A 15,782-nucleotide genomic window follows, 5' to 3' on the forward strand; every position below is an offset into this window, starting at 1 on the left:
GAATTGTATCGCATACTCATGAGGATCAACAGAAAAATATTGTTCTTACTGTTTCTTGTTTGTATCCAGCATTTGGCGGGATTCGTTATTCCGGCGCACGCCGGGGTGATGCCCGTTGAAATGCACATGATCGAAATCGATCTGCAGCCCGAAGTAGAATTGCCGTCGGTTTTCCTGACCAACAATCAGGAAGACGACGATGCCAGCGTTCGGGCAAAGCAATCGCGCCGCCGTGGAAGATATTACCTTAACGCTGCTTCCAAACAGTTCAATTTTACCCAACAGGTGGCGCCGGACCAGACAGACAAGACATTCCGGCCGGAAATGGAGGAGAATAAGACTGGCGTGTATCTCCAGCAAGACGCCTTTCTCCCGGCTTATTACAATTTCCTCTTCCGGTACACGCTATTCTGAGCCGGCCCTTCCCCTGACTTTACGACATTGATCACACCTGCGCCCGTCATGGGCGACAGTTCTGCATTTTCCTAAACGCGGCCGGAAACGTACGTTCCTCCGGCCCCATAAATCTTTTTTACCTATTATGCACCAGATAACAGGAGGCATCGCTATTGCCCTTGTAGCCGCGACTTTGACCGGCTGCGTCACCAAGGGAGATTCCGGCAACAAAGAAAACGACCTGCAATCGTTCCCTGTCCTCAAACTCGAAAAAACGGACACCGTACTTCACCGCCATTACGTGGCCGATATCCAGGCCGTGCGCAACGTAGACGTAAGGGCCCGCATCAACGGGTTTCTCAATAAGATTTATGTAGACGAAGGCCAGCAGGTGAAGAAAGGGCAACTGCTCTTCAGCCTCAACGACGAAGAACACCGTGCCGAACTGGCCCGCGCCAAAGCCGCGCTCAGCAGCGCCATCGCCGAAGCCAAGGCCGCCAGCCTCGAGGTGGACCGCGTAAAAATCCTCGTCACCAAAAAAGTAATCTCCGCCTCCGAACTGGAAGTAGCCCAGGCCAAACTCGCCGCGTACAACGCCAGGATCGAAGAGGCCCGCTCCGCCGAGTTCAACGCGGCCACACAATTGTCGTACACGAGCATCCGCGCACCGTTCGACGGGTTCATCGACCGGATCCCCCTCAAAACAGGGAGCTTCGTGAGCGAAGGGAACCTACTCACCACCGTGTCTGACATCCATGAAGTGTACGCTTACTTCAATGTTTCGGAAACCGAATACCTCGAGTTCATCCGCAGCGGCAACGATGCCCGCCGGGGCGTATCGCTCGTGCTGGCCGATGGTTCGGATTATCATCACGACGGCCATGTGGAAACCGTGGAAAGCGAGTTCGAGGAAAATACGGGGTCTATCGCTTTCAGGGCGCGCTTCCCCAATCCGCAACAGGTGCTCAAACACGGCGCCAGCGGGAAAGTGACGCTCACCAACCGGATCGATAGCTGCCTGCTGCTCCCGCAGAAAGCAGTGTTCGAGATGCAAGACAAAAACTATGTATACGTGCTGGATACGGACAATACGGTGAAGATGCGCGCATTCGAGCCGGGAGCAAGGATCTCGCATTCCTATCTCGTGAATTCAGGGCTGAAGCCGGGCGAGAAGATCGTTTTCGAAGGCATCCGCAATTTGCGGGAAGGCATGAAGATCAGCCCCAAACTCGTGGCTGCCGGCCAGGTGAAGGCTTTGTAAGACAGATTGAATCGTAACCAGAAACCAAACGTAATGTTCGATACTTTTATCAGGCGGCCTGTGCTGTCGCTGGTGATCTCTTTGTTTATAGTATTACTGGGGCTGCTGGCGCTTTTCGGGTTGCCGGTCACCCAGTTCCCCGATATCGTGCCGCCATCCGTTACGGTAACGGCCAAATATACCGGCGCCAACGCCGAAGTGTGCGCCAACGCCGTGGCCATCCCCCTGGAAAGGGCCATCAACGGCGTTCCGGGCATGACGTACATGACGTCTGTTTCCTCCAACAACGGTACCACGCTCATCACCATTTTTTTCAAGGTGGGAACGGATCCGGACCAGGCTGCCGTGAACGTGCAGAACCGCGTGTCTACCATCATCGACGAACTGCCCGAAGAGGTGATCAAAGCCGGGGTTACGACCGAAAAGGAAGTGAACTCCATGCTGCTGTACCTCAACGTGATGAGCGAAGACTCCACGCTCGATGAGAACTTCATCTACAACTTCGCCGATATTAACGTGCTGAAGGAACTGAAGCGTATCGACGGGGTGGGCTTTGCCGAGATCATGGGCGCCAAGGAATACGCCATGCGCGTATGGCTGCAACCCGACCGGATGCTGGCCTACAACGTGTCTGCCGATGAAGTGGTACAGGCTATCCGCCGTCAGAACATCGAAGCAGCGCCGGGTAAAACCGGCGAAAGCTCCGACAAGGAAGCGCAATTGCTGCAATACGTGCTTCGATATACCGGTAAATATTTCGAGCCGGATCAATATGCCGATATCATCATCCGCGCCAATCCCGACGGGTCGGTGCTGCGGCTGAAAGAGATTGCGGACGTGGAATTCGGGGCGCTGACGTACGGAATGGTATCGAAAACGGACGGGAAACCTTCCGCTTCGATCATGCTCAAACAGCGGCCGGGCTCCAATGCGCAGGATGTGATCACGAACGTGAAACTGCGGATGGAAGAGCTGAAGGCATCGTCGTTCCCGCCGGGCATGACGTACAACTTCAATTACGACGTGTCCCGCTTCCTCGACGCGTCTATCGCAGAAGTGTTGCGCACACTGTTTGAAGCGTTCATCCTGGTAGGGATCGTGGTGTTCCTGTTTTTGCAGGACTGGCGCTCTACGCTGATCCCCATCCTGGCCATCCCGGTGGCGCTGATCGGTACGCTGGCGTTTATGCAGCTGATGGGCTTTTCCATCAACCTGCTCACGCTTTTCGCGCTGGTATTGTCGATCGGGATCGTAGTGGACAATGCGATCGTGGTGGTGGAAGCGGTGCATGCGAAAATGACCGAGACACATTTGCCTGCGCTTCAGGCAACACTGGCGTCGATGAAGGAAATCAGCGGGGCGGTGATCGCCATCACGCTGGTGATGTCTGCGGTATTTATTCCCGTGGCGTTCCTCAGCGGGCCGGTGGGCGTATTTTACCGGCAGTTTTCGCTTACGCTCGCCTTCGCGATCATCATTTCGGGGATCAATGCGCTCACGCTTACGCCGGCGCTTTGCGCGCTCATGTTGAAACACGATCCGCACGGGCATATGCGCACCAATCCGCTGCAACGGTTCTTCAATATGTTCAACCGCGGGTATAACAAAACAGAGAACAAATACAAGCGCATCGTGGGCGCCATCGCCGGAAAGCGGGTGCTGACGCTGATCATGCTCATCGTGTTCTTCGTGCTCACCTGGGGCGCGGCGGCCATTCTGCCGGGGGGATTCATTCCCGGGGAAGACCAGGGTATGATCTACGTGAACGTGACCACACCTAACGGCGCCACGGTGGAACGTACCGAGAAAGTGCTGGATTCCGTGCAGGCCGCTGCCGCGGGAATGGATGCGGTAGAATCGGTGTCCACCCTCGCAGGGTACAGCCTCGTGAACGAAGTAGCGGGCGCGTCTTACGGGATGGGGATGATCAACCTCAAGTCCTGGGGCGACCGCGAACAGTCGGTCAACGAGATCATTGAAACGCTGAAACAGCGGACGCGCAACATCGCCGACGCATCCATCGAATACTTCCCGCCGCCGACGGTGCCCGGTTTCGGCAACGCTTCCGGCTTCGAGCTGCGCGTGCTGGACCGCACGGGTGCCGACGATCTGGAACAGGTGGCGGAAGTGACGAATAAATTCATCGCCGCGCTGGAGAAGCGCCCCGAGATCGGGAGCGCCTTCACGAGCTTCGACCCGGCTTTCCCGCAATACATGATCCACGTAGACCAGGCCATGGCGGCCAAAAAGGGCGTGAGTATCGACAATGCCATGAGCACCCTGCAAACCCTGCTGGGCAGTTTTTACGCGAGCAACTTCATCCGTTTCGGACAGATGTACAAGGTGATGGTGCAAGCCTCGCCGCAATACCGTACAAAGCCGGAAGACGTGCTGCTGCTGCATGTGAAGAACGATCACGGCGAAATGGTGCCTTTCTCCAACTTCGTGCGGCTGGAGCGGGTCTACGGCCCGGAAACCCTCACGCGGTACAACATGTACATGTCTGCCATGATCAACGGCGATGCGGCGCCGGGCTTCTCCAGCGGCGATGCTATCAAGGCCATCGAGGAAACGGCGAAAGCCACCCTGCCTCGCGGATTCTCGTTCGAATGGAGCGGGATGACGCGCGAACAGGTGCTGTCCGGCAACCAGGCGATCTATATTTTCGGGATATGCCTTCTGTTCGTGTACCTGTTGCTGGCGGCGCAATATGAAAGCTTCATGCTGCCGCTGCCGGTGCTGCTTTCGCTGCCTGCGGGCATTTTCGGGGCGTTCCTCTGCCTCAAGCTCGCCGGCCTGGAAAACAACATTTACGCGCAGGTGGCGCTAGTGATGCTGATCGGCTTGCTGGGCAAGAACGCCATCCTGATCGTGGAGTTTGCGGTACAGCGGCAGAAACAGGGGCTTACGGTGGTAAGGGCGGCCATAGAAGGCGGGGTGAGCCGGTTACGGCCCATCCTGATGACGAGCTTCGCGTTCATCGCCGGCCTGATCCCGCTGTGTATCGCCAGTGGCGCGGGCGCCATGGGCAACCGCTCCATCGGTACGGCCGCTGCGGGCGGGATGCTGATCGGGACCATTTTCGGGGTGCTCGTTATTCCGGGATTGTATGTACTGTTTTCAAGGATTAAGGTGAAGCGGAAGAAGCTGAAGCCTGCGGTGGTAGCGGCTGCGGCCTTGCTGCTGTTCCTGGGCGCGTGTAAGGCGCCCCAGCCGCTGCAAACCCCGGAACTGCCGGTGGTACCGCAGGCGGAAAAGGATACCCTCGCGCCGGTGAGCCTCCTTCCCGTCAAATCGTTCTTCACCGACCCTTACCTGCAGCAACTGTTCGATACCGCGTTCCGCAATAATGCCGACGTGCTCATCGCCGTGCAGAAAATGGAAACCGTAGAGGCACAACTGGCCATGGCGCGCAAAGCCTGGCTGCCAACGCTCAACGCCGGCGTGCATGCGGGAACGGAGAAATTCGGGAAATATACCATCGACGGGGTCGGCAATTTCGATACGAACCTGTCGCCCAATATCGATAAAGACCAGCGCCTCCCCACGCCGGCGGTGCCGGACTATTTTGCGGGGCTGCGCAGTGCATGGGAGATCGATCTGTGGGGGAAACTGAAGCGGCAGAAAGAGGCTGCGTATGCAAGGTTCCTCGCTTCGGCCGAAGGCCGCCGGCTCGTGTATACGCAACTGACGGCCCAGATCGCTTCGCTGTACTACCATTTGCTGGAGCTCGATTACGAACTGGCCGTTATCGAAAAGAACGTGCTGTTGCAGGAATCCGCACTGGAAACGGTTAAAATCCAGCAGGAAGCAGGGAGGGCCACTGCGCTGGCGGTACAGCAGTTCCATGCGCAATTCCTGAACACGAAAGCCCTGGCATTCGGCATCCGGCAGCAACGCACCGAAATCGAAAACCAGCTGAACGCCCTTGCAGGGCGGTTCCCCCAGGAAGTGCCACGCTCGAAAAATCTGCTGGAAGCGCCCATCCCGGCGAAACTGACGGAAGGCATTCCGGCGAAACTTTTGCTGGCGCGGCCAGACATCCGCCAGGCGGAACTGGAACTGGTGGCGGCAAAGGCCGACGTGAACGCGGCGCGCGCGTCGTTTTTCCCCACGCTGACGCTGAGCGCATCCGTGGGCTACAATGCATTCGACCCGGGATTGCTGTTCAAGAGCCCTGCTTCCATCGCATACTCGGCGCTGGGCGGGCTCACGGCGCCAGTGTTCAATCAAAACCAGATCCGGTCGCGCTACCGGATCGCTACGGCCGAAGGCATGAGCGCGTTCTACGCGTACCGCCAGGCTATCGTGAACGGATACCAGGAAGTATCCACCTCGCTGCAAAAAGTCGGCAACAGCGAGCAGGCATATAAGCTCAAGGAAGCGGAAGTGCTCATGCTGCAATCCGGCGTATCCACCTCGCGCGATCTGTTCGCCACGGGGTACGCCAATTATCTGGAAGTGATCAATGCCCAGAAAAACGTCCTCGATGCAGAACTGGCTCTGGCGCAGCACCGGCGTGAAGTGTTCGACGGTGTGATAGCGCTCTACAGGGCCTTGGGCGGAGGTGCGGAATAGGGCAAGGGCCGGTCAGTTGACCGGCCCTTTTTCTTTTTTATATGCAACGTTTCCGTTTGATTACAACTTTCTAAGCCGGGTGATGGCCAGTCCCGTCTGCTTTTTCTGCGTCACCTGACCCTGTTCCGTAACGGTGCCGGACATATTGATTTCCGACATGAATATCAGGTCGCCGTTCACGATCGTGTATTTGGTGGCGTTCGGCATGGCCGGCATTTCCTGGCCGGTGGAAGGGATTTGTGTTATCCCTTTTTCAAAAAATACGGAATCGGCGCCGATATATTTGAAAGTGCCTGCACTATTGCTTTTGGGCATGGTGAAGGTAAATGGAACGGAGGACACGGGGCCGGCTGTACCATTCTTTACGGAATGCACGTTCATGGTGGCTACGATCGTATATCCGAAACCGGAAGACGTCATCGTATTGCCTTCGATGAGCACCATGCCCGTATTGTCTTTGGAAGTATATTCGATGTCGGAAACGATCTTCATCTCGTCGTTCACCAGTTTATACGACATCTCCGTCCGCGCCTGCAAATACACGGAAACGAACTCGTAAGTGCCGTTCAGGGGATGGTCGGGTTTGGGGTCATCTTCCTTGCTACTGCAGCCGGCAAACACGAAAGCCGCGGGAAGGAGCCAGGCCAGGGATGAAATTTTTCGCATGAGGGATAAATATTTGGAATCCAAAAATAAACATAATCCCCCATCGATCCATCCCACCTTTATTCCACTTTTCCAAACACCATTTTCACGATACTAGATAAGATGAGGTAGCCCGCGCAACTAGCAGCGCCCCACGAAAAGAGGAACAGCAGCGCGCCTTTCACGGTCGACGGGTCGATCCAGTTATAAGCCAGGATTCCGCAGAAAAAACTGTTGGATACGGTGGCAAACAGAAGCATCACCGCGAGAAAAGTAGCGGATACGTTTTTCATAGGACAGGATTTGTCTTAAATATATGTTAAATATATAACATATGCAAGCGATCATTAGTATTCCGCGAAACTTTGGTCTTCGTAGCACCAGATCCACTGTTCCCCCGGCTCCGCGGAAATGACCACCGGATGTCCGGAAGCATGGAAATGCGCGGTCATGTGGCGGGAAGGGGAGCTGTCGCAGCAAAAAGTGCCGCCGCAGGTCTGGCAGGTGCGCAGGTGCAGCCAGGTGCCGCCCGTCTTGACACATTCCTCGCATTCGTGTTTTTTCGGGTGTACCAGCCTTTCCAGTTGCAGGATATGCTGGCAGGGTTTATCGGCCATAAGAACGTTTTTATCAGGTTTCGGCTAAATATTTATGGACGAAGCTGATCGCCATGGAACCTTCGCCCACGGCGGCCGCCACGCGGTTCATAGCGCCCGCGCGCACGTCGCCGGCGGCAAAGATGCCCGGGATGCTCGTTTCCAGGATATACGGATCGCGGGCGGGTTTCCAAAGCTGCCGGAAGGCCGGGTATTGCTGGAGATCGCGCCCCGTTTCGATGAATCCCTTGTCGTTTTTTATGATGCCGTCGCCGATCCAATCGGTATACGGCCGCGCGCCGATGAAAATATACAGCGCATCCGCCGGCATGTCGGTTTCAGCACCCGAGTTGAGATCGCGCAGGCGCAGGTTCGCGAGCTTCGCTTCCCCCGTTCCCTCTGCGATCTCCGCGCAGGGCAGCAGGTGAATATTGGGCGTTTGCGCGATCTGGTCGATGAGATAGGCGCTCATGGACGAGCGCAGGTCGGGCTTGCGGATGACGATATGCACATTCCTGGCGAATTTCGACAGGTACATAGCCGCCTGTCCCGCGGAGTTCCCTCCGCCGAGCACGAACACTTCCTTGTCCCGGCACGATGCCGCTTCGGTGCTTGCCGCGCCGTAATACACGCCGGCTCCCGTAAAATCCCCGATGCCGCGGGTTTCCAGCTTCCGGTAATCCACGCCCGTCGTGATCACGAGGGCTTTGCTGTAGATTTCGGTACCATCGTCCAGCGAAATGATTTTATACTGGTCTTTCACCTGTATGCCGGCCACCGATTGGGGCGACAAAAACTCCGTTCCGAAACGGGTCGCCTGCGTAATGGCGCGCCGCGTCAGGTCGGCGCCGCTCAATCCTGTCGGGAATCCCAGGTAATTTTCGATCCGCGAGCTGGTGCCCGCCTGTCCGCCCGGCGCCCGCCGCTCGATGAGCAAGGTACTGAGCCCTTCAGACGCGCCATATACCGAAGCCGCCAGTCCCGCGGGCCCCGCGCCGATGATGGCCACGTCGTACACCTGGTTGCGCACGGTGGGGTTCAGCCCGATCCGCGATGCGATGTCTTTCAACGCCGGCTTCGCGAACAGCGCGCCGTCTTCGAATATGATAGCGGGTAATTCCTGCGCGCCGAGGTTATTGGCGGCGGCGAGGAGCTTGCCTTGTTCGCTGCTTTCCACGTCCATCCACTGGTATGGAACGAGATTGCCTGCCAGGAAATCCTTGATCTCGTGGCTGCGCGGCGAAAACTGGTACCCGATCACGCGGATGCCTTTGAAATCAGGCCGGTAATTGGCCTGCCAGTCGCCCAGGATCTCTTCCATAACCGGATAGAGCTTTTCTTCCGGCGGGTCCCAGGGTTTCATGAGGTAATAATCCAGTTTCACGTCGTTGATCGCCTTGATGGCCGCTTCGGTGTCGGAATACGCCGTGAGCAGCACGCGCTTCGCTTCGGGGAACACTTTCATGGCCTTTTCGAGGAAATGAACACCGTCCATTTCGGGCATGCGCTGGTCGGAAAGGAACAGGGCCACTTCTTCGCCTTTATTCTGCAATTCGGTGAGGCTCCCCAGTGCTTCTGCCACGGATGCGGTCGACAAAACCTTGTAGCGGTCGCGGAACTGGTTGCGCAAATCCCGGCTGATGGCGCGAAGCACCTGCTGATCGTCGTCTATCAAAAATATAATGGGCTGGTTCATGTATGGATGGTATTGGCTTCACCGTTGATGGGAAAGCAGATGGTAAATACGGTATTCCCTGGTTCCGACGTGGCTTTCACGGAACCATGATGCTGCCGCACGATGTTCATCACCGCGTCCAGGCCCAGGCCGGTGCCTTTGCCGATGGCTTTGGTGGTAAAAAACGGGTCGAAGATACGGGAAAGGTTTTCCTGCGGGATGCCCGGTCCATTATCGCCCACGGTTACCTTCACGAATTCGCCGTCGCGCACGGTGCGGATGGTCAGCACCCCGTTGCCCTGGGCTTCGAGCGCATCGGCGGCGTTATCGATGAGGTTGGTCCAGACCTGGTTCAATTCTCCGGACAATGCAAATACGGGCGGGAGCGTGTCGTCGAATTCTTCTTTCACTGCTATCTTCCCTTTCCGCAGCTTGTATTGCATCATCACGAGCGTGTTGCGGATGCCGGTATGGATGTCGATGAACTGTTTGTCGGCGCCTCCATCCATATGCGTGAAAATCTTTACCGACTTCACCAGTCCGGAAATGCGCTGCGAGGCCTCGCGGATGTCGGAGAGCATGCGTTCCGTGGTGAAATGGCTGCTCATCCAGGAGAGCACGGTGCCGAGGTATTCTGCCGGCAGCTTTTTCGCGAAATCGTCCAGAGACGGGGGATGCAGGCCGTAATGCCGGAAATTCTCCGCCATATCGGGTACATCCGGGATGTGGTGATCGTAGAGCCAGTCGCTGATAGCATCTTCCTGGCTGCTGCGTTCCAGCATGCCGGGAACGGGCCGGTCGGCGACGGACAGCGATTCGCGGATCTGGTCGCACACGAAATCCGCTTCTTCCGGCGAAAGCCGCGTCAGCATCATTTTCCGGAACGTTTCCGGCGCGCCGCGCAAATGTTCGCCCAGCGTATCCGACCCGCGTACGATCGCCGCGGCGGGATTGTTCAGTTCGTGCGCCAGCCCGGCCGCCAGTTTCCCCAGTGCCATCATTTTTTCATTCTGCTGCGTGATGATGGTGAAATCCCGTACGCGGTTGGTCATGACGAATACCAGCGCCTGCGTCAGCTCGTATTGTTGGGCCATCATTTCCCGCAGCTTCGCTTTCGGGTACGTCATCATTTCCACCGCCGTTTTGCAACAGGAATAGCCGATGGAGCCGCGGGCACGGGAATAGGGCAGGATGCCGGTTACCTGGTGCGCGGAGGTTTCGGTCACGGGCACTTTGTTGCCCGCCTGGATGCGGTAGAATTCGATGGTCCCGGAAAGGATGAAATGGACGCCCCGGATTTCGTCGCCGGGTTTGTACAGGTAATCGCCTTCGGCGAAACGTTCGGTTTCGCTGTTATCGATCAGCCATTGCAATTGCGCTTCGGGCACGTCTTTGAGGGCATCGAACAGTTGGAGGTCCTGGATGGTCACGGTAAAATCGCTGTTTTTTTAAAGATACTTATTATCAGCGAATTGCGGACGATAAGGAAATGATGCCGGCACCGGAATGCGGTATCGGCACATCAGCGCGTGAACCGGATGGTAAAACGCGTGTCTCCCGGGAGGTGCGTTTCAAGGGAAAACTGCCAGCCATGCGCCATGAGGATGTCGCGGACGAGCATGAGCCCGATGCCCTGCCCGTCGGGTTTCGTGGAAAAAAACGGTGTGAATACGTCTGCCGGGGCTTCTACGCCATGGCCGGAATCGCTGATCCGGACGGCGTCCTGCAGTTGTGCGATCCGGATGTCGCCATCCGATCCGATGGCTTCCATGGCGTTTTTGATGACGTTGATGAGGACCTGTTCCAGTTGCAGGCGGTCGCCAGAAACGGTGGTATCGTGGGGGAGGAAATCGAGGTGGATGCGGATGTTTTTTTCGGCGGCGCGGGCTTCATGGAGTTGCGCGGCGTGGCGGAGTAGGGATTGGATGGACAGGGGTTTGCGTTCCGGCGGCGGTAATTTGACGAGGTCGGCGAAATTGCGCATGAACCCGTTCAGGTGCTGGTTGCGTTCCACGGCCACTTCCAGGGCGCCCTGGTGCGCGGGGTCGAGCGTATGGGCTTTGAGCGTAGAACCAATGATGCTATTGACGGGGCCGATCGTATTGTTGACTTCATGCGCCATCATGCGGATCACTTTGCCGTAGACTTTCTTTTCCGCCGCCAGGATTTCGGTCGTCAGTTCTTCGATCATGACGAAATGCCGCGCAAATCCCCGGTCGATGAAATGCGATTTCTGCAGTTTGAAGGTGTTGACGCCATTGATGGTCAATGTCCGCGACTCACCGCTTCCCAGTTCCTGTACGTCTTCCAGCAGCCGCGGCAGCTGCCGGAGAAGGATTTCCGCCTTGGGATTGGTTTGCTGCACCTGTCCGTCATAATCGAGGATGATGATACCGGTGGGAGAGGTGAATATGAGTTTTTCGAGGAAGAAATGCTGTTGCTCCTGCAAGGTGCGCTCATGCCGCAACTGGTCGAGCATCTGGTTGTATACTTCGATCAGGGCGTCCATTTCCGATTGCCCCGTTTTGATCAGCCGCACGCTGAAATCCTTGTCTTTCAATGCTTCCGCGCCCTGTGTCAACATCTTCAGCGGCCGCAGCAATTGCAGGTACAGGCTCCGGGAGAACCAGAGCGACAATAATATGAACAGCTCGCTGGCGAGAAAAAGCCATTTGTTTTCCCTGAACACGAACCACGACAGGGTGAGCGCCACGGCATGCAGCACGATCACGAACAGGAGGAATTTAGTCCGCAGCTTCATCGTAAGGTATATTGTATTTTTCCAGCCTGCGGTACAGCGCGCTCCGCGTGAGCCCCAGCGCCGCTGCCGCCCGTGCGATCTTGTTTTGATGGAATGCCAGGGCCTTGCGTATCATTTCCACCTCCAGGTCTTCCAGCGTAATGGTGCCTACGCCCGGTAGTTGCAATTGACCTTTCGCGGCCGGCGAAAGCTCCAGTTGCCCCCTGAAATGTTCGATTTCCAGTACATCGGCGTTGTGCACGAGCATCGTACGCTCGGTGAGGTTCTTCAGTTGCCGGATGTTGCCCGGCAACGGCAGCGATTGCAGCCATTTCAGCGCTTCTTTGGAAACGGTAAGCGCGGGCCGGTTATAGATTTCGCGGAGGTTGCGGATGAAATGGTTGACCAGCAGGGGAATATCGCCCGGGCGCTCGCGGAGGGCGGGGAGGTGAATGGTGATGAGGTTGATGCGGTAGAGGAGGTCTTCCCGGAAAGTGCCGTCGGCCACCATTTGATGAAGGTTCTTGTTGGTGGCGCATACCACGCGTACGTCCACCGTTTTGGTGCGGCTGCTGCCGAGCACTTCGTACGTCCGGTCCTGCAGCACGCGAAGCAGTTTCACCTGGCTGGAGGGTTCGAGGTCGCCGGTTTCGTCCAGGAAGATGGTGCCTTTGTTCGCCAGTTCGAAACGGCCGGTGCGGTCGAACCGGGCGTCGGTGAATGCGCCGCGGACGTGCCCGAACATTTCGCTTTCGAACAGGGAAGCGGAGATGCCGCCGAGGTTCACTTTCACGAAGGGGCGCTGCTTGCGGCGCGAGTTCTGGTGAATGGCTTCGGCCACGAGTTCCTTGCCGGTCCCGCTTTCGCCGGTGATGAGCACGGAAGCGTCCGTCGCCGCCACGCGCCCGATCGTTTCGAGGACCTGCAGCATGGCGGGATCGTCTCCAATGATCTGGCGGAAATCGTAGTCTTTGTCGAGCTGTTTGCGGGTGAGGCCGCGGACGGGCTTTTTGTCCTGCAGCGCCAGCACGGTGCGTACGGATTGGAGGAGTGCCTCGTTGCTCCAGGGTTTGGTGATGAAATCGGCCGCGCCGAGTTTCATGCCCTGAACGGCCAGTTCTATGCTTCCCCAGCCGGTGATGAGGATCACGGGGATGGTGTGGTCGAAGGTTTTGATGCGTTCGAGCAGGGCCATGCCTTCTTCGCCGGTGGTGCGGTTGGAAAAATTCAGGTCGAGGAGGATGAGGCCGGGCCTCGTTTGGGAAATGGCTTCCATAGCCTGTTCCGGCGTGCCGGCGGCGGTAGCTTCGAATCCTTCCTGTCGTAAAAGCAGCAGGAGGGAGGTGCGGACTGCGATATCGTCGTCAATGATCAGGATCATACGCCTTCAGTAAATATTATCGTGTGCTATTAAAAACAGCGCATGGTCAAAAAAAATCCATCGGTTACGCTTCTGCGGCAACCCTGGCATATTTGTTCCTGTATTCCAAAGGTGTTAGCCCGGTCACTTTTTTGAAGGTATCCCGGAATGCTTTGGTATCGGTATATCCCACGTCGAACATCACTTCACTGACATTTTTCCTGGATGCTTCGAAATGACGTTTGGCGGCTTCTATGCGAACCCGCTGGATATACTCGAGGGGCGTGTTGTTGGTGGCCTGGCGGAACCTTCGCTCGAAGGTGCGGCGGCCGGAATTGACGATGGCCGCCAGTTCGTCTATCGTCATTTTTTCGGTGTAATTCTTTTCTATATAATCCTGTACCTGGATGATCTCATCGTCGGCATGTCTTTTCTGTCCTTTGAACACCGTAAAAACCGCCTGGCTGCTGCGCCCGATATCCAGCGCGAAGTTTTTCGAGATCAGAACGGCCGTTTCCCTGTCCGAAAATTTCTCGATCAGGTAAAGTACCAGGTTCCAGAGGCTGCTGGCGCCGCCGCTGCTGTAGATATTGCCGACCTCGGTGATAATGGCGCCGTCTACCACCGCAATGCCGGGGTAGCGCATACGGAACTCGTCCAGGTACGCCCAATGCGTGGAGCATTTCTTGCCGTTCAGCAGCCCGGTTTCCGCCAGCAGGAAAGCGCCTAAACATAAACTGGCCACGCTGCAACCCTTTTTATACAATTGCCGGATATACGGAAAGGCTTCGGCATTGATCCTGATCCCTTCGTCCAGATCGCCGTACACGGGCGGGATGATCAGCAGATCGGTGGTGCCCACATCCCGGAGGAGCCGGTCGGCCTTGATCGTATACTCGCCGTCGTTTGCAGATACATAAGGGGTAAGACCGGCGTATTCCACCTCAAAAACCGGCTCTTTTCCCAAAGCCATCAGAAAGTCGTTCGCTGCCTTGAAGGCACGGTAGGGAGGCGTTACCGCTTCTATGACACCTTTTTCGGGTGCGAAAACTGTTACTCGCATAGACTTGAAAATGTTATAAGTAAAGATACGGCATGCCTGTCATTTTCACCCCCTTAATTTGACGCATTCATGCAGTATCGGTTTCGGGTATTTGGGCCACCTTTGTTTCAACGAACAAAAACTAAAAACACACACATCATGGCAAAGAAAATTTTCATCAATTTACCTGTAGCCGACCTTGGAAAGTCGATGGACTTCTATACGAAAACCGGCTTTACCAACAACCCGGCCTTTACCGACGAAACGGCGGCCTGCATGGTACTGAGCGAAGAAATATATGTGATGTTGCTGACGCACGACAAGTTCTCCCAGTTTACCGACAAAAAGATCATCGACGCAAAAACGGGCATCGGCGTGATCAATTCCGTTTCGCTGGACAGCCGGGAAGAAGTAGACACCATGGCCGATGCGGCTTTGAAGGCCGGCGGCAGCGAGCCCGCTTCCCCGAAAGATTACGGGTTCATGCAGCAAAGAAGCTTCAGTGATCCGGATGGTAACCATTGGGAGGTATTGTTTATGGATATGAGCAAGTACCCTGGATAAATATGAAACGTGCAGGCCCCCTTTTCGCGGTGCACCTTTCCTTTAACGGGAACTGCAGCCAGGCATTCCACTATTACAGCAAATGCTTCGGTGGAACATTGACGGTGCAAACGCTGGCAGACACGCCGCTTGGCACTGGTTTGCAGCCCGAAATGCGGAACGCCGTGGTCTGGGCCACGCTGGAAAACGAATATTTCAAACTGGCCGGCACCGATCTTACGGATGATGCCAGCATCTATCCCGGCAATAACGTCAGCATCCTGATCGAATGTTCCTCCTTTACCGAACGCACCCGGCTGATCAATAAGCTCATCAACAGGAATTTCTGTTCCATGGAAAATACCAATCCGCTCGTCAACATTGTAGATATGTACCGTATCTGCTGGATATTAAGTGTTCATTTATAAATCAATCCAACATGAAAACGACTAAGATTATTTTCTGGATAACCACCATCGCAATTTTCCTTTTCGAAGGTGTTATGCCCATCAGCACCCTGATTTTTACGCCGGAGTACACCTACATAGGCACGCGGCCCCTCGGTTATCCCGACTATTTCGCCCTCGCGCTGATCTTCTTCAAACTCGCCGGCACATTGGCGATATTGCTGCCCCAGGTACCAGGCCGGTTAAAGGAATGGGCTTACGCAGGGCTGACGTTCAACCTGGTATTTGCCGTGATCAGCCACGTTGTGGTAGACGGCAACATCGCATACGTCCTGATGCCCATCGTAGTGATGGGGGTGCTGGCGGGCTCGTATTTCAGCTGGCATAAAATCCATGCTGCCAGGAGCCGGCAGAAGGAGGATGGGCTTTACGTGCGGAGCATGGCCTGATACGCCGCGGAAAACACCTTCCGCCCTTACATTTCTACACACCTTCGCCGGGTTTTAAACGTGTTGTGCCTATTAAAGCACAACACGTTT

General features: G+C 56.1%; 14 protein-coding genes. 6 read left to right on the top strand and 8 right to left on the bottom strand.

What is annotated here, in order from left to right; translation table 11 throughout:
* The first annotated feature begins 126 nt into the window (after positions 1-126).
* From EJ361_RS00775 to EJ361_RS00785, 3 genes are all read left to right on the top strand, one after another.
* Positions 127-414 carry a hypothetical protein gene (locus EJ361_RS00775; RefSeq protein ID WP_126243438.1) on the top strand — a complete coding sequence of 96 codons (288 nt, stop codon included), beginning with the start codon at positions 127-129 and terminating at the stop codon, positions 412-414.
* A 127-nt stretch (positions 415-541) separates the two neighbouring features.
* On the top strand, positions 542-1,657 hold the full coding sequence (locus tag EJ361_RS00780) for an efflux RND transporter periplasmic adaptor subunit (protein ID WP_126243439.1): 1,116 nt from the start codon (positions 542-544) through the stop codon (positions 1,655-1,657).
* Positions 1,658-1,690: 33 nt separating this feature from the next.
* Entirely contained in the window at positions 1,691-6,235 is a 4,545-nt protein-coding gene (locus EJ361_RS00785) for an efflux RND transporter permease subunit (RefSeq protein ID WP_126243440.1), read from the top strand.
* 60 nt (positions 6,236-6,295) lie between these two features.
* Here EJ361_RS00785 and EJ361_RS00790 read toward each other — a convergent pair whose 3' ends face one another.
* From EJ361_RS00790 to EJ361_RS00825, 8 genes are all read right to left on the bottom strand, one after another.
* A complete protein-coding gene (locus EJ361_RS00790) occupies positions 6,296-6,901 on the bottom strand; it encodes a hypothetical protein (RefSeq protein WP_126243441.1) in 606 nt (201 codons plus the stop codon).
* Positions 6,902-6,960: 59 nt separating this feature from the next.
* Positions 6,961-7,173 (bottom strand): hypothetical protein, encoded by a 213-nt coding sequence (locus tag EJ361_RS00795; RefSeq protein ID WP_126243442.1) that lies wholly within the window; start codon positions 7,171-7,173, stop codon positions 6,961-6,963.
* A 54-nt stretch (positions 7,174-7,227) separates the two neighbouring features.
* Entirely contained in the window at positions 7,228-7,497 is a 270-nt protein-coding gene (locus tag EJ361_RS00800; protein ID WP_126243443.1) for a UBP-type zinc finger domain-containing protein, read from the bottom strand.
* 13 nt (positions 7,498-7,510) lie between these two features.
* Positions 7,511-9,172 carry an FAD-dependent oxidoreductase gene (locus EJ361_RS00805; protein ID WP_126243444.1) on the bottom strand — a complete coding sequence of 554 codons (1,662 nt, stop codon included), beginning with the start codon at positions 9,170-9,172 and terminating at the stop codon, positions 7,511-7,513.
* Positions 9,169-10,581 (bottom strand): ATP-binding protein, encoded by a 1,413-nt coding sequence (locus EJ361_RS00810; RefSeq protein ID WP_126243445.1) that lies wholly within the window; start codon positions 10,579-10,581, stop codon positions 9,169-9,171. Before EJ361_RS00810 ends, EJ361_RS00805 begins: the two co-directional genes overlap by 4 nt.
* A 92-nt stretch (positions 10,582-10,673) precedes the next feature.
* Positions 10,674-11,912: a sensor histidine kinase gene (locus tag EJ361_RS00815; RefSeq protein ID WP_126243446.1), complete on the bottom strand. Its 1,239-nt coding sequence runs from the start codon at positions 11,910-11,912 to the stop codon at positions 10,674-10,676.
* Positions 11,896-13,272 carry a sigma-54-dependent transcriptional regulator gene (locus EJ361_RS00820; protein WP_126243447.1) on the bottom strand — a complete coding sequence of 459 codons (1,377 nt, stop codon included), beginning with the start codon at positions 13,270-13,272 and terminating at the stop codon, positions 11,896-11,898. Before EJ361_RS00820 ends, EJ361_RS00815 begins: the two co-directional genes overlap by 17 nt.
* Positions 13,273-13,336: 64 nt before the next feature.
* Positions 13,337-14,314 carry a GlxA family transcriptional regulator gene (locus EJ361_RS00825; protein WP_126243448.1) on the bottom strand — a complete coding sequence of 326 codons (978 nt, stop codon included), beginning with the start codon at positions 14,312-14,314 and terminating at the stop codon, positions 13,337-13,339.
* Positions 14,315-14,452: 138 nt separating this feature from the next.
* Here EJ361_RS00825 and EJ361_RS00830 point away from each other — a divergent pair, with 138 nt between their 5' ends.
* Genes EJ361_RS00830 through EJ361_RS00840 form a run of 3 tightly spaced genes read left to right on the top strand, consistent with a single transcriptional unit; the run spans position 14,453 to position 15,692 of the window.
* Positions 14,453-14,857 carry a VOC family protein gene (locus EJ361_RS00830; protein ID WP_126243449.1) on the top strand — a complete coding sequence of 135 codons (405 nt, stop codon included), beginning with the start codon at positions 14,453-14,455 and terminating at the stop codon, positions 14,855-14,857.
* Between the two features lie 2 nt (positions 14,858-14,859).
* A complete protein-coding gene (locus tag EJ361_RS00835) occupies positions 14,860-15,264 on the top strand; it encodes a VOC family protein (protein WP_126243450.1) in 405 nt (134 codons plus the stop codon).
* Positions 15,265-15,275: 11 nt separating this feature from the next.
* Entirely contained in the window at positions 15,276-15,692 is a 417-nt protein-coding gene (locus EJ361_RS00840) for a DoxX family protein (RefSeq protein ID WP_126243451.1), read from the top strand.
* Positions 15,693-15,782: the final 90 nt, after the last annotated feature.

Source organism: Chitinophaga rhizosphaerae, assembly GCF_003958645.1.
In the GTDB taxonomy this organism is placed as follows: domain Bacteria; phylum Bacteroidota; class Bacteroidia; order Chitinophagales; family Chitinophagaceae; genus Chitinophaga; species Chitinophaga rhizosphaerae.

Coding starts and splice junctions, on each gene's coding strand:
- EJ361_RS00805 (WP_126243444.1), bottom strand. CDS start 9,172: ATGAACCAGCCCATTATATTTTTGATAGACGACGATCAGCAGGTGCTT.
- EJ361_RS00780 (WP_126243439.1), top strand. CDS start 542: ATGCACCAGATAACAGGAGGCATCGCTATTGCCCTTGTAGCCGCGACT.
- EJ361_RS00835 (WP_126243450.1), top strand. CDS start 14,860: ATGAAACGTGCAGGCCCCCTTTTCGCGGTGCACCTTTCCTTTAACGGG.
- EJ361_RS00775 (WP_126243438.1), top strand. CDS start 127: ATGATCGAAATCGATCTGCAGCCCGAAGTAGAATTGCCGTCGGTTTTC.
- EJ361_RS00800 (WP_126243443.1), bottom strand. CDS start 7,497: ATGGCCGATAAACCCTGCCAGCATATCCTGCAACTGGAAAGGCTGGTA.
- EJ361_RS00825 (WP_126243448.1), bottom strand. CDS start 14,314: ATGCGAGTAACAGTTTTCGCACCCGAAAAAGGTGTCATAGAAGCGGTA.
- EJ361_RS00840 (WP_126243451.1), top strand. CDS start 15,276: ATGAAAACGACTAAGATTATTTTCTGGATAACCACCATCGCAATTTTC.
- EJ361_RS00795 (WP_126243442.1), bottom strand. CDS start 7,173: ATGAAAAACGTATCCGCTACTTTTCTCGCGGTGATGCTTCTGTTTGCC.
- EJ361_RS00785 (WP_126243440.1), top strand. CDS start 1,691: ATGTTCGATACTTTTATCAGGCGGCCTGTGCTGTCGCTGGTGATCTCT.
- EJ361_RS00815 (WP_126243446.1), bottom strand. CDS start 11,912: ATGAAGCTGCGGACTAAATTCCTCCTGTTCGTGATCGTGCTGCATGCC.
- EJ361_RS00830 (WP_126243449.1), top strand. CDS start 14,453: ATGGCAAAGAAAATTTTCATCAATTTACCTGTAGCCGACCTTGGAAAG.
- EJ361_RS00820 (WP_126243447.1), bottom strand. CDS start 13,272: ATGATCCTGATCATTGACGACGATATCGCAGTCCGCACCTCCCTCCTG.
- EJ361_RS00790 (WP_126243441.1), bottom strand. CDS start 6,901: ATGCGAAAAATTTCATCCCTGGCCTGGCTCCTTCCCGCGGCTTTCGTG.